Annotated in this window: 21 protein-coding genes; 15 read left to right on the top strand and 6 right to left on the bottom strand. The window is 66.7% G+C overall.

Annotated elements, in window-relative coordinates; translation table 11 throughout:
* Positions 1 to 176: 176 nt before the first annotated feature.
* A complete protein-coding gene (locus AZH51_RS14925; protein WP_291525642.1) occupies positions 177 to 698 on the top strand; it encodes a hypothetical protein in 522 nt (173 codons plus the stop codon).
* Between the two features lie 94 nt (positions 699 to 792).
* Here the strand turns inward: AZH51_RS14925 and trxA are convergent, their stop codons facing one another.
* A complete protein-coding gene (gene trxA, locus AZH51_RS14930) occupies positions 793 to 1176 on the bottom strand; it encodes a thioredoxin (protein WP_291525643.1) in 384 nt (127 codons plus the stop codon).
* Positions 1177 to 1468: 292 nt separating this feature from the next.
* On the opposite strand from trxA, the gene AZH51_RS14935 reads away from it, so the two are divergent.
* Positions 1469 to 1936: a cysteine dioxygenase family protein gene (locus AZH51_RS14935; protein ID WP_291525644.1), complete on the top strand. Its 468-nt coding sequence runs from the start codon at positions 1469 to 1471 to the stop codon at positions 1934 to 1936.
* A gap of 155 nt (positions 1937 to 2091) precedes the next feature.
* Complete coding sequence (locus tag AZH51_RS14940; RefSeq protein WP_291525645.1) at positions 2092 to 3570, top strand: DEAD/DEAH box helicase; 1479 nt, start codon at positions 2092 to 2094, stop codon at positions 3568 to 3570.
* A gap of 6 nt (positions 3571 to 3576) precedes the next feature.
* Here the strand turns inward: AZH51_RS14940 and AZH51_RS14945 are convergent, their stop codons facing one another.
* Positions 3577 to 4047 carry an aminoacyl-tRNA deacylase gene (locus AZH51_RS14945; RefSeq protein WP_291525646.1) on the bottom strand — a complete coding sequence of 157 codons (471 nt, stop codon included), beginning with the start codon at positions 4045 to 4047 and terminating at the stop codon, positions 3577 to 3579.
* A 51-nt stretch (positions 4048 to 4098) separates the two neighbouring features.
* Here AZH51_RS14945 and AZH51_RS14950 point away from each other — a divergent pair, with 51 nt between their 5' ends.
* Genes AZH51_RS14950 through AZH51_RS14960 form a run of 3 tightly spaced genes read left to right on the top strand, consistent with a single transcriptional unit; the run spans position 4099 to position 6717 of the window.
* The gene (locus AZH51_RS14950) at positions 4099 to 5355 is read left to right on the top strand and encodes a low temperature requirement protein A (RefSeq protein ID WP_291525852.1); all 1257 of its coding nucleotides are present in this window, start codon (positions 4099 to 4101) and stop codon (positions 5353 to 5355) included.
* Positions 5356 to 5365: 10 nt separating this feature from the next.
* The gene (locus AZH51_RS14955; RefSeq protein WP_291525647.1) at positions 5366 to 6169 is read left to right on the top strand and encodes a crotonase/enoyl-CoA hydratase family protein; all 804 of its coding nucleotides are present in this window, start codon (positions 5366 to 5368) and stop codon (positions 6167 to 6169) included.
* The gene (locus AZH51_RS14960) at positions 6166 to 6717 is read left to right on the top strand and encodes an NUDIX hydrolase (RefSeq protein WP_291525648.1); all 552 of its coding nucleotides are present in this window, start codon (positions 6166 to 6168) and stop codon (positions 6715 to 6717) included. Before AZH51_RS14955 ends, AZH51_RS14960 begins: the two co-directional genes overlap by 4 nt.
* On the opposite strand, the gene AZH51_RS14965 is transcribed toward AZH51_RS14960, so the two are convergent.
* The 3 genes from AZH51_RS14965 to AZH51_RS14975 all read right to left on the bottom strand — a co-directional run bounded on the left by AZH51_RS14965 (position 6676) and on the right by AZH51_RS14975 (position 8753).
* Positions 6676 to 7227, bottom strand: coding sequence for a hypothetical protein (locus tag AZH51_RS14965; RefSeq protein WP_291525649.1), 552 nt, complete (start codon positions 7225 to 7227; stop codon positions 6676 to 6678). The genes AZH51_RS14960 and AZH51_RS14965 overlap by 42 nt on opposite strands.
* A 72-nt stretch (positions 7228 to 7299) precedes the next feature.
* The gene (locus AZH51_RS14970) at positions 7300 to 7785 is read right to left on the bottom strand and encodes a phosphoribosyltransferase (protein WP_367188057.1); all 486 of its coding nucleotides are present in this window, start codon (positions 7783 to 7785) and stop codon (positions 7300 to 7302) included.
* A 5-nt stretch (positions 7786 to 7790) separates the two neighbouring features.
* Complete coding sequence (locus AZH51_RS14975; RefSeq protein ID WP_291525651.1) at positions 7791 to 8753, bottom strand: endonuclease/exonuclease/phosphatase family protein; 963 nt, start codon at positions 8751 to 8753, stop codon at positions 7791 to 7793.
* Positions 8754 to 8804: 51 nt separating this feature from the next.
* Between AZH51_RS14975 and AZH51_RS14980 the strand changes: the two genes are divergently transcribed.
* The 5 genes from AZH51_RS14980 (at position 8805) to AZH51_RS15000 (ending at position 17876) form a co-directional block, all read left to right on the top strand.
* Positions 8805 to 10880, top strand: a complete 2076-nt coding sequence (locus AZH51_RS14980) for an NAD(+) synthase (RefSeq protein ID WP_291525652.1) — start codon at positions 8805 to 8807, stop codon at positions 10878 to 10880.
* Between the two features lie 61 nt (positions 10881 to 10941).
* Entirely contained in the window at positions 10942 to 14184 is a 3243-nt protein-coding gene (locus tag AZH51_RS14985; protein ID WP_291525653.1) for a DEAD/DEAH box helicase, read from the top strand.
* A gap of 72 nt (positions 14185 to 14256) precedes the next feature.
* Positions 14257 to 15123, top strand: a complete 867-nt coding sequence (locus AZH51_RS14990; protein WP_291525654.1) for an SDR family NAD(P)-dependent oxidoreductase — start codon at positions 14257 to 14259, stop codon at positions 15121 to 15123.
* An 80-nt stretch (positions 15124 to 15203) separates the two neighbouring features.
* Positions 15204 to 16178 carry a diiron oxygenase gene (locus AZH51_RS14995; RefSeq protein WP_291525655.1) on the top strand — a complete coding sequence of 325 codons (975 nt, stop codon included), beginning with the start codon at positions 15204 to 15206 and terminating at the stop codon, positions 16176 to 16178.
* A gap of 27 nt (positions 16179 to 16205) precedes the next feature.
* Entirely contained in the window at positions 16206 to 17876 is a 1671-nt protein-coding gene (locus AZH51_RS15000) for a 4Fe-4S binding protein (protein WP_291525656.1), read from the top strand.
* On the opposite strand, the gene AZH51_RS15005 is transcribed toward AZH51_RS15000, so the two are convergent.
* Complete coding sequence (locus AZH51_RS15005; RefSeq protein WP_291525657.1) at positions 17877 to 18479, bottom strand: hypothetical protein; 603 nt, start codon at positions 18477 to 18479, stop codon at positions 17877 to 17879.
* Between the two features lie 180 nt (positions 18480 to 18659).
* Between AZH51_RS15005 and AZH51_RS15010 the strand changes: the two genes are divergently transcribed.
* The 4 genes from AZH51_RS15010 (at position 18660) to AZH51_RS15025 (ending at position 22452) form a co-directional block, all read left to right on the top strand.
* Complete coding sequence (locus tag AZH51_RS15010) at positions 18660 to 20798, top strand: glycosyltransferase family 39 protein (protein WP_291525658.1); 2139 nt, start codon at positions 18660 to 18662, stop codon at positions 20796 to 20798.
* An 18-nt stretch (positions 20799 to 20816) separates the two neighbouring features.
* Positions 20817 to 21659 carry a dolichyl-phosphate beta-glucosyltransferase gene (locus AZH51_RS15015; RefSeq protein ID WP_367188058.1) on the top strand — a complete coding sequence of 281 codons (843 nt, stop codon included), beginning with the start codon at positions 20817 to 20819 and terminating at the stop codon, positions 21657 to 21659.
* A 149-nt stretch (positions 21660 to 21808) separates the two neighbouring features.
* A complete protein-coding gene (locus AZH51_RS15020) occupies positions 21809 to 22060 on the top strand; it encodes a type II toxin-antitoxin system VapB family antitoxin (RefSeq protein ID WP_291525659.1) in 252 nt (83 codons plus the stop codon).
* Complete coding sequence (locus tag AZH51_RS15025) at positions 22057 to 22452, top strand: type II toxin-antitoxin system VapC family toxin (RefSeq protein ID WP_291525660.1); 396 nt, start codon at positions 22057 to 22059, stop codon at positions 22450 to 22452. The genes AZH51_RS15020 and AZH51_RS15025 overlap by 4 nt, the downstream gene beginning before the upstream one ends.
* Positions 22453 to 22811 lie beyond the last annotated feature (359 nt).

Consider the following 22811-nt stretch of genomic DNA (forward strand, 5'->3'; position numbering starts at 1 on the left):
CAACCGGCGCCGCCGGCAACGACGCCTCGGCAAGCTCACCCCCGTGGAGTTTGAGACAATCTACACGGCCGCACAAGCGGCCTAAGAACTACACACCCCGAGTGTCAACCAAATCGGGGGCAGTCCCTCCTGGCGTAGACGCCGAGGATGTCCAGCGCGCAATTCGATTGGGATCGATGCAGGCGGAGCTCGCAGGCCGGTCATCGCAGGACGTTGTCCGCGATGTCTCCACGCGAGCCACGGTCTTGCGTGAGCTGGCTGCCAACGCGTGCGACCTGCCCGAAGGTGAGGAGCGCCGGGCACTGCTGCTGGCGGCTGGAGGACTCTACGACGCCGACCGCTCCATTGCGTGGAGCGTGGTGAACACCGAGGTTGCGCAGGCCCTTGGATGTGAACCGGTCGCCATCTGGTGGGCAGAGGTGATCCCACCAGGATCGACCAACCCGCCTTCAGCCAATGATGCCGAAGTGCGCGAACTCGTCGCCGAGACCTTCGCCGATCTGATCATCGCCGACCTGTCCGCAGACGAGCGCCGCGCGATCGTTCTTCGTCAGGCTGAGCTGGACCCGCCACGGGTTGACCGGTGGATCGACATGCTGGTTGAAGAAGTGTGGCACGGCGAGACGTCCCCCGCCGTGCCCACACAGGTCCGTTCGATACTCCGATCGGACCTGCTGCAGCGGCTTGCCCGCCGCTGATTCTGGAGCTATTCACCTTCTGCAGGACTGATTCGCTGAATCGGGCTCCAAAATCGTTGATCGCTCCAGAATCAGCCACGCAATCAGGCGTAGGTCAGGCTCCGGCAGAGTCTCCCTTGGCCTGCTGCTCAGCGATCTCGGCGTGGATCTTCTCCATCGGCAGGTTGCGCACCTGCTCGATGACATCGGCGAGCGCCCGCTGCGGCAACGCGCCGGAGTCGGCAAACACCAGGACACCTTCGCGGAACGCCATCACCGTCGGGATCGAGGAGATGTTCAGCGCACCGGCGAGGTTCTGCTGCGCATCGGTGTCGACCTTGGCGAAGACGATGTCGGAGTGCTGGGCGGACGCGGCCTCGAAGACCGGTCCGAACTGACGGCACGGCCCGCACCAGGTCGCCCAGAAGTCGACCAGCACGATGTCGTTGTCGTTGATGGTGGACGCGAAGTTCTCTTCGGTCAGCGTGGTCGTGGCCATGGACGTGCTCCTCGTATCTGCAGTCAAAACGTCTCGCTCTTGTTCAACGTGTTCTGTCGGCAAAGATTCCCCCACACGCCCCGCACAGTGTCCGCCTAGCGGAATCACCTTTGGTCCGTGCGTGGATGGCATGGTGAACTATGGGCATGTCTTCGACCGCCACCTATACCGCGATGCGCCTCACCCAGCGCGCCGCGATGTGGCATCGCTGTCGCGTCTGAGCACACCCGCTCACGTCCGACCAGCCCGGGCCCACCGCCCGAACCCCCAACCCACGAAGGCTTCCCATCACATGTCCACCCCATCGGTTTCATCACTCGGTATCCGTGACTTCACGGCCGAGCAGCTGGTCCGTATCGCGCGCCTTTTCGCCTCCGACGACAGCCACGCCGGCCAGGTCGACCTGTCGGTGACCGAGCGTCAGCGCATCCCGCTGGACTCCACCGAGCACCTCGAGGTGTGGCTGATGGTCTGGCCGGTCGGGTCGAGCACCGGGTGGCACGACCACGGCCAGGCAGCCGGTGCGTACGTCGTGGTGACCGGTGAGTTGATCGAGGAATCCCGTCGCGGTGGCTCGGCCGACGATCACCTGCTCGGCAAGGGCGAGGAGCGCGCTTTCGGCCCCGGGCACATCCACAACATGACCAACGTCGGCGACACCCCGGCGTTGACCGTGCACGCCTACTCCCCGGGCCTGACCGAGATGACCCCATACGAGCTGGTCGACGGCCGATTGGTGCCCGTCAACCCTAAGCACTAGGCTGGCTGAGGCCGCGCGCCCCGTTCTGCAGCGCACGCGCCTTTGCGATTCATCCAGTCGATGCCCATTCCGTCGATGCCATCGTGACGCGCTCGCACCCGCGAGGACCGCGCCGGGCAGAACCGACCGCATCACCCTGTTCTTTCGGAGAACCTTTGTCACTCAGTACTTCTGCACGTCCCGCTGCCCAGAAGGCAGCAACCTCCTTCGGCGCGCTCGGCGTGCCCGCCCCGTTGGTCGAGGTCCTCACCAGCGCGGGCATCACCACCCCCACTCCCATCCAGAGCGCGACCCTGCCGGATTCCCTGGCCGGTCGCGACGTGCTGGGCCGAGGCCGCACCGGCTCCGGCAAGACTTACGCCTTCCTGCTGCCCCTGGTGGCGCGGTTGGCGGCCAGCTCAGGTCGGCGTACGCCGAAACGCCCCCGGGCGCTGATCCTGGCCCCCACGCGTGAGCTGGCTACCCAGATCGATGAGGCACTTGCTCCGCTGGCCGCGAAATACCGCCTGACCTCCCGCACCGTCTTCGGTGGTGTCGGCCAGGGTCCGCAGGTCAGCGCCATCCGCGGTGGTGTCGACATCGTCGTGGCCTGCCCCGGACGGTTGGAAGACCTGATGGGTCAGGGTCACGTCGACCTGTCAGCCGTCGAGGTCACAGTGCTGGACGAGGCCGACCACATGGCCGACCTCGGCTTCCTGCCCGGTGTCCGCCGCATCCTGTCTAAGACGCCGCAGCGCTCGCAGCGGTTGCTCTTCTCCGCCACGCTCGACTCCGGCGTCAACCAGTTGGTCAAGGCGTTCCTGCACGAACCCGTGACCCACGAGGCCGACTCGGCGCAGTCGCCGGTCTCCGCGATGAGCCACCACGTCCTGCACGTCGCCGCGAATGACCACCTTCCGGTGCTCACCGACCTGGTGGCCGCGCCTGGCCGCACGGTGGTCTTCACCCGCACCAAGCACCGCGCCAAGAAGCTTGCGCGCCAACTCAATTCAGTCGGTGTCCCCGCGGTTGAGTTGCACGGCAACCTTTCCCAAGGTGCGCGCACCCGGTCGATGGACGCGTTCCACTCCGGCGCCGCGGAAACACTGGTCGCCACCGATATCGCCGCGCGCGGTATCCACGTCGACGACGTCGCCCTGGTCATCCACGCCGACCCGCCGGTCGAGCACAAGGCCTACCTGCACCGTTCCGGACGTACGGCGCGCGCCGGCGCTCGCGGCACCGTCATCACCCTGATGACGGACGACCAGGTCCGCGACGTGCGCGACCTGACCCGCCAGGCCGGCATCAAGCCGACGACCACCCGCGTCACGGCGCAGCACCCGTTGCTGCGCGAACTGGCCCCGGGTGAGCGGACGTTCGCCGAACCGTCGGCCACGTCGCCCGCGGCCGCGCCGGCTCAGGCACCGTCCAGCGGCAACCGCGCACCGCGATCGGGTAACCGGTCGGGTAACGGCCGTGGCCGCTCGAACCGCTCGTCGTCGGGTCAGTCGGGCCGTTCTGGTCAGTCGCCCCGCTCCGGCCAGTCCGGACGTGGCGCCGGCGGTTCCGGTGGTGGGCGTGCGGCTCAGCCGGCCGCTCGCAAGTCCAGCGCCGCCGACTTCTCCTCGCGCCGGTCCAGCCGCGCGCGCTGAGGGTAGCTAGCCCGCCGACTTACTGATGTCGGCCACGGTTGCCTTGAAACCGCGGATCAGGTCGTCAGCCTCGACCCAGAGGCTGCGACCGGATGCCCCGGCGCCCATGGAGATCCGGCGACCAACGACGCTCGCATCGGCGTACACCGGCCAATTGCCCTGCGCGCCGAACGGGGTGATGGTGCCGCGCGCGTAGCCGGTCGCGGCGAGCGCGTCGTCGGCATCCGGTAGCCGGAGTTTGTTGACACCGACGAGCGCTCGCAGTTTGGCCCAGTCGATCTGCCGGTCGCCGGGGATCAGCGCCAGCAGGTAGTCGCCGTCATGTCGTTTCACCACAAGGGTTTTCACGATGTCGGCGGGACTGATCCCTTGGGCGGCGGCGGCCTCCTCCAAGGAGCCTGCCGGCGGCCGGTCGACAACCTCGATGGTGATGCCGCGGGCAGCGGCGTCCTGTTCGGCAGCAGAGGGTTCGCTCACCGGCCCAGTATGCTTCGCGGCGTCCGCCCCCGACGCTCGCAGTAGGTGACAATGACCGACCACGCGCATGCCCAGGTGCACCGGATCCGGCAGATGACCGGTCGCGACCCGCACGAAGAGGGTCGGGTCTCCAGCCCGCTGGAGTTGCTCTTCGACCTGACCTTCGTGATCGCGGTCGGTGTCGCCGCGACGTACCTGGCCGAGGTCACCGCCGAGGGTCACATCCTGCCCGCACTGCTCGGGTTCGGCTTCGCGACCTTCGCGATCACCTGGGCGTGGATCAACTTCACCTGGTTCGCCTCGGCGTTCGACACCGACGACTGGGTCTATCGCGCGATGACGATGGTCCAGATGGTCGGCGTCGTCATCCTGGCGCTCGGCATCCCGGCGATGTTCGAATCCATCGAAGAGGGACACCACCTGGACAACCGGGTGATCGTCGCCGGATACGTCGTGATGCGCGTGGCGATGATCTCGCAGTGGCTGCGGGTGGCCAAGCAATCGCCGGAGTACCGCGACACGGCACTGCGCTACGCCAAGGGCGTCGGCCTGGCCCAGATCGGCTGGATCGTGGTGGCGATCATCGAGCTGCCGCTGGTGCCGACCTTGTGCCTGACCACTGCGCTGACCGTCTTCGAGATGTGTGTGCCCTTCTGGGCGGAGTCCACCACGCGCCCGACCCCGTGGCACCCGCACCACATCGCCGAGCGGTACTCCCTCTTCGCGATCATCGCCCTGGGTGAGGGACTGGTCGGCACGATTGCCTCCTCGACCGGCGTCCTCGGTGGTGAACACGGCGGGCACTGGACCTGGTCCGCCGTGGCGGTGGTCATCGCCGGCGTCGGCCTGACCTTCGGGTTGTGGTGGATCTACTTCATCAACCCGTTCGGCAAGGTGCTGGAGCATCGCCCGCAGTACGCGTGGCTCTTCGGCTACGGCCACATCATCGTTTTCGGCTCGATCGTCGCGGTCGGGGCCGCGCTGCACCTGGCCGGGCTCTACGTCGAGCATCACACGCAGTTGTCCGCGACCCAGGTCATTGCCTTCATCGCGGTGCCCATCGCGATCTATATCGTGTCGATCTACGCCATCCACCTGGTGCTGTTGCCGGTGTGGTCGTGGCTGTACGCCTGGCTGATCCTAGCCGCGCTGGCCGTATTGGGCCTGGCCATCGCGCTGGCAGCAGCAGGGGTGTCGGTCCCGGTGTGTCTGCTCATCGTCATGGTGGCGCCGTTCATCCAGGTCGTGGGCTACGAATGGCGCGGTCACAACTTCCAGCAGCGAGCCCTGGACCAACTCTCTGATTAGTCTTGTGGTCATGGCAGAAGAGCTCGTCACCTGCGATATCGCCGATCAGATCGCCCGGGTGCACCTGAACCGTCCGGCCAAGCTCAACGCGCTCACGCTGCCGTTGCTGGCGCAGCTGGTGCAGACCGCGCACCGGCTGCGGGCCGACCGCTCGGTGCGGGCCGTGGTGTTGGCCGGCGCCGGCGAATCGTTCTGTGCCGGCTTGGATTTCGCGTCCGTGGGCAAGGACCCGAAGAAGATGTTCCTGGGGTTCGTCCCCAATCCGATCCGGGGGACCAACCGCTTCCAGGAGGCGTGCTGGGCGTGGCGACGGCTGCCCGTGCCGGTGATCGCTGCTGTGGAGGGTCACTGCTACGGCGGCGGCATCCAGATTGCGCTGGCCGCGGACTTCCGGATCACCCACCCCGACGCGAAATGGTCTGTGCTGGAAGGCAAGTGGGGACTGATCCCGGACATGACCGGGGTGCGCTCGCTGTCCGAGCTGGTCGGGGTCGAGACGGCCAAGCGCCTGACGATGACTGCCGAGGTGATCACCGGTGCCCAGGCGCACCAACTGGGGCTGGCCGGGCAAGCCAGCCTCTCGCCGTACGCCGATGCCCTGGCTCTGGCGGAGCAACTCACCCAGCGCTCCCCGGACGCCCTCGCCGCTGCCAAGCGGCTCTTCGACAAGGCGGGTGGGGTGTCGCCGCGCCGGCTCTTCGCCGCCGAGCGGCGTGAACAACTGCCGCTGCTGTTGGGACGCAACCACAAGGCCGCCCGGACCGCTGGGCTGAACCGGGAGACGCCGACGTACGTCGATCGCGCCCGTCGATGAAATCGTCCTGGCAGCAGGTCAGTTCGCGGATCGCCTACGAGAACAACTGGATCCGCGTCGTCGAGGACGAGGTGATCCGACCTGACGGGTCGCCCGGGCTCTTCGGGGTCGTCGAACTGCGAAACCCGGCCGTCTTCGTGGTCGCGCTGACCGAGGACGACGAGGTGTTGCTGGTGGAGATCGACCGGTACACCGTCGGCCGGTCCCTCGAGGTGGTTGCTGGGGGGACCGACGGTGAGGAACCACTGGTCGCCGCGCAGCGGGAGTTGCTGGAGGAGACCGGCGTGGTCGCGCAGACCTGGCGGCAGGTGGGGACCTTCTTCAGCCTCAACGGCGTGTGCCGGCTGCACTGCACGGTCTACCTCGCGACCGATCTGACCAACCCGCCCGAGGAGTTGTCCGAGCATCAGCACCTCGAAGGGATCGGTGCGGTCTTGCGGGTGCCCTGGGACGCCGTACTGCGATTGGTCGCGGGCGGCACGATCGTCGACGGCGAGAGCCAGTCCTCACTCCTGCTGGCTGCCGTAGCGCTGGGCCGCGTCCACTAGATCAGACTCCTGATAGGTGCAGTGCATGATCAGGGTGCGCTGCAGGAGTCGTCCGATGGCACCCTCGAGCCGCAAGACGTCTCCGGTAGTCGTCAGTTCTGGCGCGATGGTGTGGATGTCGAGCAGCGGCTCGCCAGCCTTCTCGGCTGCTTCGGGCCCGAACATGGCAGCAGTCATCGCCCGATCCACATAGGGCATCGGATACCAGCATCGTTCGACGAGGTGGGTCTGGTCGAAGCCGAAATGCTCGCCGAGCCACTGGACCGCGGGCTGCGCGGCCGGGAGGAGGGTTTGGCGAGGTAGCTGTCGGGTGGCGGACCGGGACACCTTGGAGAGCATTCGCGTCACCCCGGTCTGGGAGATACCCAGCTCAGCTGCCAGTTGGGTATGAGAAATGCCCGTCAGGCTGGCCGCCTTGACCAGCAGGATTCTCTGCAACCGCGTGACTTCCGCGGACCAGACAGCGGCCTGGTGCGCGCGATGCCAGGTGGCATCTGGACCGCGGGTCATGGGGTCATCCCAGCCCACGGCGTCGAGCGGCTGGGCATGGGCGGTCGAGTGGGGGCGGCCGGGGAGGCCGGGTTAGGGGATCAGGCCGGAGCCGGAGCTCCACGGGAAGTTGATCCAGCGATCGGTGGCCTTCCAGGAGAAATCCGGCGCGATGATCGTGGTCGGCTTGGTGTAGATGACCGCGGTGCGGATCTCGCTGGCGTGCGGTTTGAGCAGGTCCACGACCAGCGCCAGCGTCTTGCCGGAGTCCACGACGTCGTCGACGATGAGCAACTTCTTGCCGGTCAGGGCGCCGGTGTCCAACAGCGGCTCCAACACCACCGGCTCGGGCAGCGTCTCCTCGATGTCCGTGTAGAACTCGACGTTCAGCGTTCCAGCGGCCTTGACCTTGAGCGCGTAGGCGATGGCACCGGCCGGGATCAGGCCGCCGCGGGCCACGGCGATGACCAGTTCGGGGCGGAAGCCGGAATCCTCGATCGCGGAGGCCAATTGCCGGGATGCCTGCCCGAAGATGTGCCAGGTCAGATTCTCGCGCTCATCATCAGCAATCTCAGCCACGACGCTCACGGTATCCGCAGCTGCGCCTCCACCGCGCGGTGGTCACTGCCATTGGCGGGCAGCACCGACACGTCGTGGGTCTCAGCGCCGCGCAGCAACACATGGTCCAGCCGGATCAGGCCGAAGCTCGCGGGCCAAGTGAACCCGAAACCGAAGGACGAGCCGTGGGCCTCCGGGGCGGCCGCGGACAACTCCTGGAACGACGGGTCGGTCGAGGCGGCGTTGAAGTCACCCATCATCACGATCCGTTGCGAGGGATCAGCTCGCACCACAGCGCTGAGATTTGCCAGCATCAGGTTGCGGTCGGCGAACTCGTTCCACCGCACCGAGGCCATGTGCACGACGTACACGCGCACGGTCCCCGACGGCGTCGCGACGTCCGCCCGGAAGGCGCGCGCCCACGAGAACCCCAGGCTCATCGCCCGGGTGTTGCTGATCGGGTACTTGCTCCACAATCCGACCGTCTGGATCGCATACCGGTAGCGGTAGTTGCTCAGCGTGTCCGTGATCGAGGCCCGCTGCGTCGGCGTGAACTCCTGCAGCGCCACCAGATCGGCGTCCTGCGCGGCCAGGTTGCGGACGGTGGCCACCGTGTCCGGGTTCTCCGCCTGCACGTTCTGGCTGATTACCGTCAGGTTGCTGGTGGTGGCCAGATCACGGGCGGGCAGCAGGTACGGCGCGCACACGGCCAACCAGGTCGCGGCCGCAACCAGCGCGGCAACGACCGCGACGATGCTGCGACGCGCGGCCGCCCTCACCAGCAGGATCAATGCCGGGATCCACAGCCACGGCAGCAGCGTCCCGAAGACGTTGGTGATGCCACCGCGGTGCGGCAGCTGGCCGTGCAACGCCACGACCAGCGCGAAGAGCACCGCCAGGATCGCGCACACCCACGCGGTACGCCGCGGGCGGGCCGGGTCGAAATCCTCCGGCATCCGCCGGGGCTGGGTCTCGATCGGGCTGGTCATCGCCCGATTCTCCCAAAGGAAACTGTGCCAAGCGGTCATAGGATCGCGGTCATGGACTTCTACAACAGTTACGCGCACGGCTTCGCGCGGGTAGCTGCGTGTGCCACGCCGACCGCGATCGCCGACCCGGCCACGAACGCCGCGACCGTCATCGCCCAGGCGAAGGCGTGCCACGACCAGCACGTCGCCGTTGCGATCTTCCCCGAGCTGACTCTCTCCGGCTACGCCATCGACGACCTCTTGCTGCAGGATCCGCTGCTGGACGCGGTCGAAGCAGCCCTCGCCGAGGTGGTCGCCGCCAGCACCGACCTGCTGCCGCTGCTGGTCGTCGGCGCGCCGTTGCGGCACGGCAACCGGCTGTACAACTGCGCGGTCGTCGTGCACCGTGGCCGCATCCTCGGGGTCGCCCCCAAGGCCTATCTGCCGAACTACCGCGAGTTCTACGAGAAGCGGCATTTCGCCGCCGGTGACCTGAGCACCGGCCAGACCCTCACCTTCGGCGCGGGGGCGCCCGATCGGCGTACGTCGATCGCAGGACTCGAGGTGCCCTTCGGCACCGATCTGCTCTTCAGCGCGAGCGACCTGCCGGGGTTGGTGCTGCACGTCGAGGTGTGCGAGGACATGTGGGTGCCGGTGCCGCCGAGTTCGGTCGCGGCGCTCGCGGGCGCGACGGTCATGGCCAACATTTCGGGGTCGCCGATCACGGTCGGGCGGGCCGAGGATCGCCATCTTTTGTCCCAGGCGCAGTCCGCAAGATGTCTGTCGGCATATCTGTATGCCGCTGCAGGACAAGGGGAGTCGACGACAGATTTGTCCTGGGACGGCATGACGATGGTCTACGAATGCGGCGGCCTGCTGGGGGAAACGGAGCGTTTCCCCGACGGCCCGGTCGCCACGGTCGTCGACATCGACCTTGACCGGATCCGCCAGGACCGGTTGCGCGACGGCTCGATCGACGACAACGCCCGCACGTACGAGCAGTGGTCCGGGGCGTTCCGCACGATCAGTTTCGAGGTGGCGCCCCCCGCCGGGGACCTGGGCCTGCTGCGGCAGATCGACCGCTTCCCGTTCGTGCCGGACGATCCCGCCCGGATGGCGCAGGACTGCTACGAGGCTTACAACATCCAGGTGTCCGGCCTGATGCAGCGGCTGCGCGCGATCGGCCAGCCCAAGGTCGTGATCGGGGTGTCCGGTGGTCTGGACTCGACGCATGCGCTGATCGTTGCGGCCCGGGCGATGGACCGGCTGGGCCGGCCGCGCTCGGACATCCTGGCCTTCACGATGCCTGGTTTTGCGACAGGAGCCACCTCCAAGGGTTTCGCGTGGGCACTGGGTGAAGGCCTCGGGGTGACATTCGAGGAGCTGGACATCACCCCGGTGGCGCGGCAGATGCTCACCGATATGGGGCATCCGTTCGCCGGCGGGGAACCGGTCTACGACGTGACCTTCGAGAATGTGCAGGCGGGTCTGCGCACCGACTTCCTGTTCCGGATCGCCAATCAGCGTGGCGGCATCGTGCTCGGCACCGGCGACCTGTCGGAGCTGGCGCTGGGTTGGTGCACGTACGGCGTCGGCGACCAGATGTCGCACTACACGGTCAACTCCGGCATCCCCAAGACCCTGATCCAGCACCTGATCCGCTGGGTGGTGACCGAGAAGTTCTTCGACGAGGCCGTGGGCCAGACGCTCACCGGCATCGTGAACGCAGAGATCTCCCCGGAGTTGGTTCCTGCCGGCGAGGACGAGAAGCCGCAGTCGACCGAGGACGCGATCGGGCCCTACGCGCTGCAGGACTTCAACCTCTACCACGTGCTGCGCTACGGCTTCCGGCCCAGCAAGATCGCCTTCCTGGCGTGGCACGCCTGGCATGACCCGGCGCTGGGCGACTGGCCCGAGGGGATGCCGGCCGATCGGCGTACCGGATATGACCTGGAGACCATCACGCACTGGCTGGAGGTGTTCATCAAACGGTTTTTCGCCTTCAGCCAGTTCAAGCGATCCGCTCTGCCGAACGGGCCCAAGGTCGTCCACGGTGGATCCCTGTCCCCGCGCGGCGACTGGCGCGCCCCCTCCGACGGCAATGCCGCGGTCTGGCTGGCCGAGTTGCACGACGCCCTGCCCGACTGAGCGGGGAGCACTATCCACAGCGGCTCCGGTGGCCGTCGGTGCTGACGCCTAACCTTGGGACATGGCCGGATTCGCGAGCACCCTTCGCACTGCGAAGTGGTTGACCCGGCTGACCCCCGAGGACGTCCGGATGTCCGTGCACCCCTTCGCCTACGAACGCGGGGTGGGGTACGCCGACGCGGAGCGGGTGATCGCGCTCTATGGCGAAGCCTCCCGGTTGACGGGGCTGGTCGCTGGTTCTGAGGCCACGCCGTACGCAGTGATCGTGACCGTGCGTGATGTCGGGCGCGGCCGGGTGAGCTGGACCTCGCGCTGCTCCTGCCCGTTGGAGACCGACTGCAAACACGTGGTGGCCGCACTGCTGACGGCCATCGAGGTGATCGCCCCGCAGGCCCCGCCGCCGCCAGCACCCGACGCGTGGCGCGGCCGGGTCGAGACCTGGGTCCGGGAGGCTGCAGCGCAGGCGGAGGAAAAGATCGCCGTGGGTTTGCGGTTCGCGATGACCTCCGGACCACGCGCCGGTGGCGAACTCAGCGTCATCGTGACCCCGACGCGGATGGGCAAGAGTGGGCGGTGGCACAAGGAAGTGCGCTGGTCGGATCTGGAGTACGACGCAGCGCGGGTCTACGACACCCGGCAGGCCCGGGCGGCGGTGGAGTTACGCAACCGGTTCCGCAACAGCAACGCCTCCCGCTACGTCTACGGCGACACGATGATGCTCCAGTTCGCCGATGCTGCGGTATGGCCAGCGCTGCAGGCCGCCATCGACGCCGGTGTGACTCTGGTGCCGGGCTACCAGCAGGACTTCCCGATCCGCTTCGAACTGCGCCGACGGGAGCCGCGGGTGCAGGTCCAGCGTGATCCCGACGGAAGCATCGAGTTACAGGCGGATCTGGAGTCGGTCCCCGGCGGCCGGTTCGTCGGCGAGCCACTGCATGCCGTCATTTCCTACGACGATGCCGGACTGCAGATCCTCGGCTTTGCGGCGCCGGTCAGCCCGATCGTCGATGCGTTGATCCGCGAGGGTTCGCTGCATGTTCCGGCCGCCGACGCGGACGAATTCCTGCAGGTCTACTACCCGCGACTGGCTCCGCGCATCGAGACCGCGGCACCGATCGCGGGTGAGATCGAGCAACCTGAACCGCTGCGGCTGCGTCTGACCCTGAGCCCGGCGCCCGGTGCGGTCGACGGCCCGCCCGGGATCGGCGTACGGGCGCACATGTTCTACGCCGGCCGGTTCGCCCAGGACGTGAGCCTGGAGCACACCTCGATGCGGCGGGATCGGGCGATGGAGCGCGACCTGGTCCAACGGTTGGTGCCGGTGTTGCAACCGCTGGGTCTGCTCGAAACCATCGGTGGGCTCGGCTGGTGGCCCCGCGCCCAGCACGTCCTGTCCGACGAGGGTGCCCTGGCGCTGATCGACGGCCTGGAGGAGTTGCGCGCCCACGACGACCTGGTGCTGGAGATGGCCGGCGAGCTGCCGGTGTTCGAGGAGTCCGGCGCCGACCCGTTGATCGAGATCGCGACCCATCAGGATCCGGACGACCCCGACTGGCTCAACCTGATGGTCACCATCAGCATCGACGGCGAGTCGGTGCCGATCGGACCGCTGATCAAGGCGCTCGCCCAGGACAAGGAGGTGCTGGTGCTGCCGTCGGGCACCTGGTTCACCCTGGACAAACCGGAACTGCTGCGGCTTCGCGACCTGCTGGCCGAGGCGCGCGAGATCGCCGACCGACCCAGTGGGGTGGCGATCAACCGCTATCAGGTCGGGTTGTGGGATGAGTTGGAGCAACTCGGGATTGTCGATGAGCAGGCGTTCGCCTGGCAGGCGACCGTCAAGGCGCTGCGCTCCCACGGCGCGGACCTCGAGGCGGAGCTGCCGGACGGGTTGAAGGCCGAGTTGCGGCCCTACCAGCGCACTGGCTACGGCTGGCTACACACGTTGTGGAGCGCCGGCCTGGGCGGGGTGCTGGCCGACGACATGGGTCTGGGGAAAACCCTGCAGACTCTCGCTCTGCTCGAATCTGCCCGTGTCACAGGTGATCTCGATGACAAGCCGGTTCTCGTGGTTGCGCCCAGCTCGGTGGTCGGGACCTGGGTTTCCGAAGCCGCGAAGTTTGCACCCGACCTGAACGTCGTGCCGGTCGTGCAGACCAGTGCGCGACGGGGTGCGCAGGCCCTGGCTGATCAGGTGCGGGGCGCGCATGTGGTGGTCACGTCGTACGCCGTGTTGCGCCTGGACGCCGAGGCGTTCCACGCCCTGCCCTGGCGGGGTCTGATCCTCGACGAAGCGCAGAACGTCAAGAACCACCAGAGCAAGACGTTCCACGCGGCCAAGCGGATCGGTGCCCCGTTCACGCTGGCGATGACCGGCACCCCGCTGGAGAACTCCCTGATGGATCTGTGGGCGATGTTCGCGCTCGCAGCACCCGGGCTCTACCCCAGGCCGGAGCAGTTCGCGGCGATCTACCGCAAGCCGATCGAGAGTGGGGACAAGCCCGAACGCCTGGACCAGTTGCGTCGCCGGATCCGGCCGCTGATGTTACGACGAACCAAGTCCGAAGTGGCAACTGACCTGCCGGACAAGCAGATTCAGGTGCAAAACATCGCCCTCGGCACGCGACACACCGCGCTCTACAAACGGCACTTGCAGCGCGAACGCCAGCGCATGCTCGGGCTGCTGGAGGACCCGGAAGCCAACCGGATCGCGATCCTTGCCTCGTTGACGCGATTGCGGCAGTTAGCACTCGACCCGAGCCTGGTCGATGAGGAGTACGCCGCCCGGGAATTGCCGGCGAAGCTGGCCTTCCTCGTCGAGCAGATCCAGGAAGTCTCAGCCGAAGGGCACCGCGCGCTGGTCTTCAGTCAGTTCACGCGCTTCCTGGGCCGGGCGAGAGACGCATTGGAGATCGCCGGGCTGAGCACCTCCTACCTGGATGGCTCCATGACGGCCAAGGCTCGTCAGAAGGAGATCGACGCGTTCCGGTCCGGCGACCAGTCGGCGTTCCTGATCTCGCTGAAGGCCGGCGGCACCGGCCTGACCCTCACAGAGGCCGACTACGTCTTCGTGCTGGACCCGTGGTGGAATCCCGCTGCCGAAGCGCAGGCGATCGACCGGGCGCACCGCATCGGTCAGGACAAACCCGTGACGGTGTACCGCCTCGTGTCGGCCGAGACGATCGAGGAGAAGGTGCTCGCGCTGCAGGAGCGCAAACGCGACTTGTTCACGCAGGTGGTGGACGACGGTGGTGCGCTGAGCGGGGGACTGACAGCGCAGGACCTGCGCGGCCTGTTCGAGTGAGAACTTACGCATCCGGAGGTTTTCTTTCTACGGAAGTAGAAATGTGGCCCGGGTCACGTCTACAGTCGGCGCATGGCTCTCTTCTCCAAGGAACGTTCCTACCGTGACGCGCGCGTCCTGCTGACCGGCGGTTGCTCCGGCCTCGGCCTCGAACTGACCAAGCTCTTCGCCGCCGATGGCGCCCGGGTCCTGGTCGGGGACGTGCACGAGCAGGCGCCGGAGGGGGTGCTGCCGCAGGGTGTCGAGTACCGCCAGCTCGACATTCGCAGCGATGAGCAGTGGGAGGAAGCCCGCAACTGGATGGAAGCCAACTGGGGCGGCATCGACGTCCTGGTCAACAACGCCGGGATCGCAGCAGGTGGCCGCCTCGATGTCGAGGGGATGGACAACTGGAAGCGCATTGTCGACATCAACCTGCTCGGCGCGGTCCGCGGCATCCGCACCTTCGTGCCGTTGATGAAGGCCCAGCATTCGGGTCAGATCATCAACACCGCGTCACTGGCCGGGCTGGTGCACGCCCCGGCGATGGCTTCCTACAACGCCGTCAAGGCCGGGATCGTCGCGATCTCGGAGACGGCCCGCTGGGAGTTGGCGCCGTACAAGATCACGGTCTCGGCGATCTGCCCGTCGTTCTTCCGCACGAACCTGCACCACTCCCTGGAGGGCAAGGACGTGGAGATGCAGGAGACCGCCGTCAACCTGATCACCAAGGCGCCGCGCGGTGCAGCGCAAGTGGCGGCCGCGGCGTACAAGAAGGTCAAGCAGGGCAAGTTCATCGTCATCACCGACCCTGACGGGCAGATCGCCTACTTCGGCAAGCGCTACTCGCCCCTGGTCTACAAGGCGCTGATGCTCCAGGCGGGTCGTCGCGTTGGCTCCGGGAAGACTCCGGTCCCCCCGATCATCGACAAACTGCAGTCGCTCGGCGCGAAACGCTGATCGCATCCGTGCTGGTCAGCGGCTTTTGCGCCGTCTAGGTCTGGCGGTTACCGATCCGTATCTTCTACAGTGGTAGAAACGTGATCCAGATCACGACATTTCCGTTGCAGCATCCCGCTCCACAGCTCTCGATCTCCGAGGAGAAGCCCATGTCACTGGCCACCGAGTTCCGGACCTCCATTGACGACGATGACTTCCTGGCGCGTCTGCTCAGTTCCAGTGAGCAGTTGTCCTACGACCCCGACAAGGAGATCGACTGGGCGGCTCCGCTGGATCCCACCAAGTACGGGCTGAACCCGGAGTGGAGCACCCTCTACGGGACGCCGCTGTGGGACAAGATGTCCGAGGAGCAGCGCATCGAGCTGACTCGCCACGAGGTCGGCTCGATCATGCAGATCGGCATCTGGTTCGAGATGATCCTGCAGCAGATGATCGTGCGGGATCAGTACGTGAAGGACCCCTCGGGCGATGAGTTCCGCTTCGCCCTCGTGGAGATCGCTGATGAGTGCCGGCACTCGCTGATGTTCGCCAAGACCTGCGAGAAGCTCGGCGTTCCGCACTACAAGCCGGACCCGATCTCCAAGGAGTTGGCCCGCGGCTTCAAGGCGCTCGCCTTCGGTGAGAACGCCTACGGCGCCATCCTGGTGGCCGAGGAGATCCTCGATGTCATGCAGCGGGACTGGATGCGGGGGGAGAACGTACTCGATGAGGTGCGCACCACCAGCAAGATCCACGTGGTGGAGGAAGCCCGGCATATGGGCTTCGCCCGGCACGAGATCCGTGAACGCATGGAAGGCACCTGGGCGCCGCGTCAAATGCTGGCGGCCAAGGCCATCGCCATCGTCGCCTTCGTCATCGTGAAGAACCTGGTCAGCAAGGACGTCTACGAGAACGTCGGGTTGGACCGCAAGGAAGCCCTGCACGCGGTGAAGCACAACACCCACCACCAGAACCTCATGCGGCTGTCCTGCATCCACCTGATGGACTTCCTCAACGAGTGCCGGCTCATCACGCCGGTGAGCACGCCGTGGTACCGCGCCGTGCACATGCTCTGACCCGTATCCACGCGAACAGAAAATTCCATGGCTTTCGTTATCACGCAGTCCTGCTGCGCGGATGCTTCGTGCGTCTCCGTGTGCCCCGTCAACTGCATCCACCCGACTCCCGACGAGCCGGACTTCGGCACGACTGACACGTTGTACGTCGATCCGGCCGTCTGCATCGACTGCGGCGCGTGCGCGGATGCCTGCCCGGTGAAGGCCATCGTGCCGGCGGACATCCTGCGTGGTGATGCCCGCAACTTCATCGACATCAACGCACAGTTCTACGAGACGCCACGCGACGAAACCGTTTGGAGTGCACCGTCGTTCACGCACTCGATGGACACCGACGGGGATCCGTTGCGCGTCGCGATCGTCGGGTCGGGGCCAGCTGCCTCCTACACGGCGCGGCACCTGTTGACCACCACCACGTGTGATGTGGCGATTTTCGAGCGGCTGCCGATTCCCGGCGGCCTGCTGCGGGAGGGCGTTGCGCCTGATCACGGCAGCACCAAAGCCATGGCCAGTGCGTTCCGGTGGGTCTACGCGCATCCCCGCACCTCGACGTACTTCAACGTGGAGGTCGGCAAGGACATCAGCCTGGCCGAGTTGCGCCAGCGGTTCCACGCGGTGATCTACGGGGTCGGCGCCCGCGGTGCCAACACGATCGGTTTCGTCGGGGAGCAGGACCCGGCCGTCGTGCACGCCGGCGATGTCGTCGGTTGGTACAACGGTCGGCCCAGTGAGCCCGGGGTGGAGCCGTTCGCGATGCCGCTGGACAAGGAGCGCGTCGTCGTCATCGGCAACGGCAACGTGGCGCTCGACGTTGCCCGCACTTTGCTGGCCCCGGTCGAGTCGCTGCAGACCACCGACATGCCTGCCGGTGTGCTGGAACAGTTGCGGCACAGCAAGGTTCGCGAGGTCGTCGTGCTCGGTCGCCGGGCACCGAAGTTCGCGGCGTTCACCCGCCCCGAGTTGCTGATGCTGCCCGAGACCGCGAACTGCGATGTGGTGATCGAGGACCGTCCCGGCATCCGCGACGAGATCGCCGAACTCACGGAGGCCCGGCACCAGGTGCTGGCGTCGTTGCCCGTGGTGCCGATTGACCTCACCGCGCCACCCGTGCCGGGCCGACGGATCGTGCTTGGTTTCGACACCACCATCGCCCAGGTCGTCGAGGGGCAGGTCAGTCTGCGGCGCACCCAGGACGCGGCCGCCGGGGACGGGATGGAACCCCAGGAGTTCACCATCGGGCAGGCGAACGTCGTTCTCGCCAATGGCTTCCGGGTGCTTCCGCAACCCGGTCTGCCCTACGACGAGGTCACCCATCGGATCCCCCAACAGGACGGTCGGGTCGTCGACCCGGGCACCGGTCAGCCGATCGGGGGTGTGTACGTCGTCGGCTGGACCAAGCGCGGTGCCGTCGGGGGGCTGGGCAAGAACCGCCTCGATTCCGAGTCGACGGTCAACGCCCTGCTGGAGGACGCGAACGCCGGCCGGCTGAACAAACCCACGATGGGTTGGTTAGCCTTCCGCCGCCTGGTCAACGGTCGCACCGATGTGGTGTCCGCCCGCCGGGCCCTGCACGTGCTGGACCGCGAGGAGAAGGCTGGCCGCAAGGCGGGCCGACCGCGCGAGAAGTTCGTCTCGACCGACGAGTTGCTCGCGGCCTCCCGGCTCCTGCCCCGACGGGACCGGACGCCGATCGGCTGATCAGGTGTTGCTCTGCGGGCCGATCTGACCGTTCTGGTTGGACTGGCCGTTCTGGTTGGACTGGCCGTTCTGGTTGGACTGACCGTTCTGGTTGGACTGACCGTTCTGGTTGGACTGGCCCTGCTGGTTCTGGCTGCCGCCGAACCCGCCTGTGCCGCCGCCGAATCCACCGGTACCGCCGGGGAAGTTGCCGCCGCCGCGTCCGCCGAACTGGTTCTGCGTCGTGCCCTGGGGCACGACCGCCGCGGCAGCGATAGCGCCGGTCGCGGACAGGCCGATGGCCAACGCAGCGACCACGGCGGTCTTCTTGCCGGACCAGCCGCTGCCCTGACCATCGCCCGCCGGTTCGGTCTGCGCGGCCGGTTGCCCCTGCGGGGCGTTGGCTGCGGGCGGAACGTACGCAGCGGCGTACTGCGGGGCGTTCGGATCCGGCTGGACGTACTGGGCTGAGTACTGCGGAGCATTCGGATCGGCCTGCGGGTACTGCGCGGCGTAGTGGCCAGCGTTCGGCTGGACGTACGGCGCGGCGTACGGCTGCTGCGGGGCGGCCGGCTGGGACTGGGGATTCGGTTCGGGCGTCTCGGGGGACTGTGAGTGACTCACGGGTGATCCTCTGTGACTAGGGGACGGTCTCTTGCGGTCAGGTAACCGCGACGACCTGTGGTGGCGCTGTGGCCGCCGTAGCTCATGGCCAAGAGCGGGATTCACGGTGCTGCGGCTCACATCGGCGGCCATAACGACCGTCACAGGAACGTCAAAGACTCCACCGGCACCGTCGTTGGCATGGAGACCGCAACCCCGACGCTGCGCAGCACCGAGCACGCTGCCCCGACGTCCTCCCACTTCTGGACGCGGAAGGCCGTTGACCCGGCCGCCCCGCGCACTTCCCGGCTGACGCGCCTCGTGCGCGGACCTGAAGAAGACCCTCGCTGGGCCCGGCCCGCGCTGCTGGCGTTGCTCGCCGCCACTGCCATCTTCTACTTCATCAACCTGACCGCGAGTGGTTGGGCCAACTCCTTCTATTCCGCTGCGGTGCAGGCGGGTTCGGCGAACTGGCAGGCTTTCCTGTTCGGATCCTCCGACGCTGCGAACTCCATCACCGTGGACAAACCACCGGCCGCGCTGTGGATCATGGCGCTGTCGGTACGCGTCTTCGGATTGAACTCGTTCGCGATCCTGATGCCGCAAGTGCTGATGGGTGTCGCGACCGTCGGCGTCCTCTACGCCACCGTGAAGCGTTACTTCGGTGCCGCGGGCGGTCTGCTGGCCGGCGTCGTGATGGCGTTGACGCCGGTCGCGGTGTTGATGTTCCGGTTCAACAACCCGGACGCGCTGCTGGTCCTGCTGATGACCCTCGCTGCGTGGGCAACGATGCGCGCGATCGAGAAAGGCTCGATCAAGTGGATGGTCTGGGTCGGGATCTTCCTCGGCTTCGGCTTCCTGACCAAGACGCTCCAGGTCTTCCTCGTCGTGCCGTTCCTCGGCATTGCCTTCCTCGTCTGCGCGAACACCACCCTGCGTCGCCGGATCATCGGCTGTCTTGCGGGGATCGCCGCAATGGTCGTCGCGGGCGGTTGGTGGGTCGCCATCGTCGAGCTCACCCCGGCGAGCATGCGCCCCTACATCGGCGGCAGCCAGGACAACTCGTTCCTCTCGTTGACCTTCGGCTACAACGGTTTTGGCCGCCTGTCCGGTAACGAGACCGGCTCGGTCGGCGGGGGCGGCGGCGGTGGCGGGACCGGCGGCGGGATGTGGGGTTCCACCGGCATCTTCCGGATGTTCGGTGACACCGCAGGCGGCCAGATCTCGTGGCTGATCCCCTCAGCCCTGGTCCTGCTCGGCGTCGGACTTTTCCTGCGCGGCCGCAAGCCCCGCACGGACCTGCGGCGTGCCGCGTACCTGGTCTTCGGCGGTTGGCTGATCGTTACCGGTCTGACCTTCTCCTTCATGGCCGGCATCTTCCACGACTACTACACCGTGGCGCTTGCCCCGGCCATTGCCGCCCTGGTCGGCATGGGTGCGGTCGAAGCCTGGGAGCGGCGTACCTCGCCCATCGGCTCGATCACGCTGTCGGTGGCAACCGCTGCCGCCGCCGTCTGGTCCTTCATCCTGCTGAGCCGCACCACGGCGTACGGCGATTGGTTGCGGATCGGGATCCTGGCCGTTGGCATGGCGTCGGCGTTCCTGATCCTGGCCCTGAACTGGTTGCACCGCAGGGCGATTCCGCTGGTTCTCGCTGGGGCGCTGGTTGCCGGGCTGGCCGGCCCCGCGGCGTACAGCGTGACCACGATCAGCGAGGCGCACACCGGCTCGATCGTCACCGCCGGCCCGAGCACGGGCGGTATGGGTGGCATGGGCGGTGGTGGCCGCGGCGGGATGGGCGGCACCGGGCAGGCTCCCGGTGGAACCACGGGCCAGGCCCCTGGCGGTACGACGGGTGGCACCGGCGGCGGCGCGGGGACCCAGCAGGGACCCGGCGGTACGACGGGTGGCACCGGCGGCGGCATCCAGACCGGCGGTGGCGGGATGGGCGGACTGCTCAACTCCAGCACCCCGAGCACCGAGGTCGTCGCGGCGCTGCAGGCCAACGCCGACAAGTACACCTGGGTCGCGGCAGCCATCGGCAGCCAGAACGCAGCCGGTTTGCAACTGGCGACGCAGTTGCCGGTCATGGCGATCGGCGGCTTCAACGGCAGCGACCCTAGCCCGACGCTGGCGCAGTTCAAGCAGTACGTCGCAGAAGGCAAGATCCACTACTTCTACGGATCCTCGACAGGAGCCGGTCAGGGCAGCGGAAGTGAGATCGCGACCTGGGTAGCGGCCAACTTCAAGCAGGTCACCATTGGCGGCTCGACCTTCTACGACCTGACCCAGCCAACGTCCAGCAGCTCGACCAGTTCGTCGAGCACCTCGACGACCTGATTTCGAAAGGTGAATCTGATGAAACGACAGAGCAATTCGATCGGCGGTGGGGTCACCGTGCTGGATGTGGTGATTCCGGTCTACAACGAGCAGGAGCAGGTCGCGGACAGTGTTCGCACGGTGCACGCGTACCTGAGCGAGCAGTTCGCCTACCCTTTCCGGATCACCATCGCGGACAACGCCTCGACCGACGGGACCTTGCACCTCGCCCACCAGGTGCAGCACGAATTGCCCGGAGTGCGGGTCGTGCATCTGGACCAGAAGGGTCGCGGCCGCGCGCTGAAGCAGACCTGGCTCAGCTCCGACGCGTTGGTGCTGGCGTACATGGACGTGGATCTGTCCACGGACCTGGATGCGCTTGCGCCACTTACCGCCTCGCTGATGGCCGGTCACTCCGATGTGGCCATTGGCAGCCGGCTGGCGCGGGGTGCGAACGTCGTGCGAGGTGCCAAGCGGGAGTTCATCTCGCGTGGTTACAACCAGTTGCTCCGCACGGTGCTGCGGGTGCGATTCACCGACGCGCAGTGCGGGTTCAAGGCGATTCGTGCCGACGTGGCTCGTGAGTTGCTGCCGCTGGTGAAGGACACGACGTGGTTCTTCGACACCGAGCTGCTCGTGCTGGCGCAGTGGTCGGGGTTGCGGACGCACGAGGTCCCGGTCGACTGGTACGACGACCCGGACAGTCGCGTCGACATTCCGCAGACAATCAAGGACGACCTGGCCGGGGTGTGGCGATTGTGGCGGACGCGCTCGCAGCTGCGGCCCTCACTGGATCGCATCCGCCGGTCCATGGGCCGGGGCCGGTTGCTGCCGGTCGTAGTGACGGCACCTGCGCCCGTACCGATGGCTGTCGGCCACTAACAGCCCTCGATCACGCGACCCGACCCCACTTGCGGCACAACCTGCGCAAGTGGGGTCGGCGCCGTGGGTCTACGCCCCCGTTTGCGGCACTACGTGCGCGACTGAAGTCGTATCTAGCATGGGTAGAACAGACAGGTATACTTCTACCCATGGGGTTGAACATCAAGAACGAGCGCGTTCACGAGCTCGCTAAGGAAGCGGCGCGTCGCACTGGCCGCACGCAGACCAGTGCCATTGAAGTCGCGCTGGAAGAGTTCCTCGCCCGAACTGACGCTGAGCAATCGGCCGAAGCCCGTCGGCAGCGGGCCAGTGAACTCATCGCCGAACTTCAGTCAATGTGTGCCGGTAAGGACTTGTCGACAGATTTCTTGTATGACGACGAGACCGGTCTGCCGGCGTGATCATCGATACCTCGGCGCTCGTTGCAGTACTTAAGGCCGAGGCTGGCTGGGAGCGGATCGTTGCAACTGCGGAGGCGGCGCCGAGTCTACTGATCTCCGCAGCTACTTACGTCGAGTTCGGCATCGTCGTTGATCGGCGAGGTGGCCCTGCGGGCACGCGGCGGGCCGATAACCTGCTCCGCTCGTGGCAGGTTGAAGTGACAGATGTGACGGTTCGGCAGGCCAATATCGCCCGCGCTGCCTATCGAGACTTCGGCAAGGGCACGGGACATCCGGCCCAACTCAACTTCGGAGACTGCTTCGCCTACGCGCTGGCCGTCGAGCGTGACGAGCCGCTGCTTTTCGTAGGCGACGACTTCATCCACACCGACGTGCGAACAGTTCCGGCCTGAGTCGCGCAGGAAGCCAACCCGCACGGGCGTACTAGTGGCCGAGGGCTGTCGGAGCTTTAATGCGAGATCCTGCGATTTTCCTGGTGGGCATACCCGTTCGGCCATTGTTGATCAGCGTGCGGCGGAACTCCGAACCGTTGAGGGTGAATGCGGGTAGCTTCGGTCTAACCGAGTTGCTGGTGGGCAGGGGAGCACTCCTGCGCGATCCGATCTCGGTACTCGATCGGAAGGAAGATGACCATGGAGAGTTTTGGTCATACAGGTGGGCACAGCTTGATTCCCGACGTCATCTTCTGGCCAGTGTTCATATTGATTTTTGTATTTTGCGTTGCATCCTACTTAGTGCGCAAGAAAAGGCA

Source organism: Branchiibius sp. NY16-3462-2 (genome assembly GCF_001594145.1).
Taxonomy (GTDB): domain Bacteria; phylum Actinomycetota; class Actinomycetes; order Actinomycetales; family Dermatophilaceae; genus Branchiibius.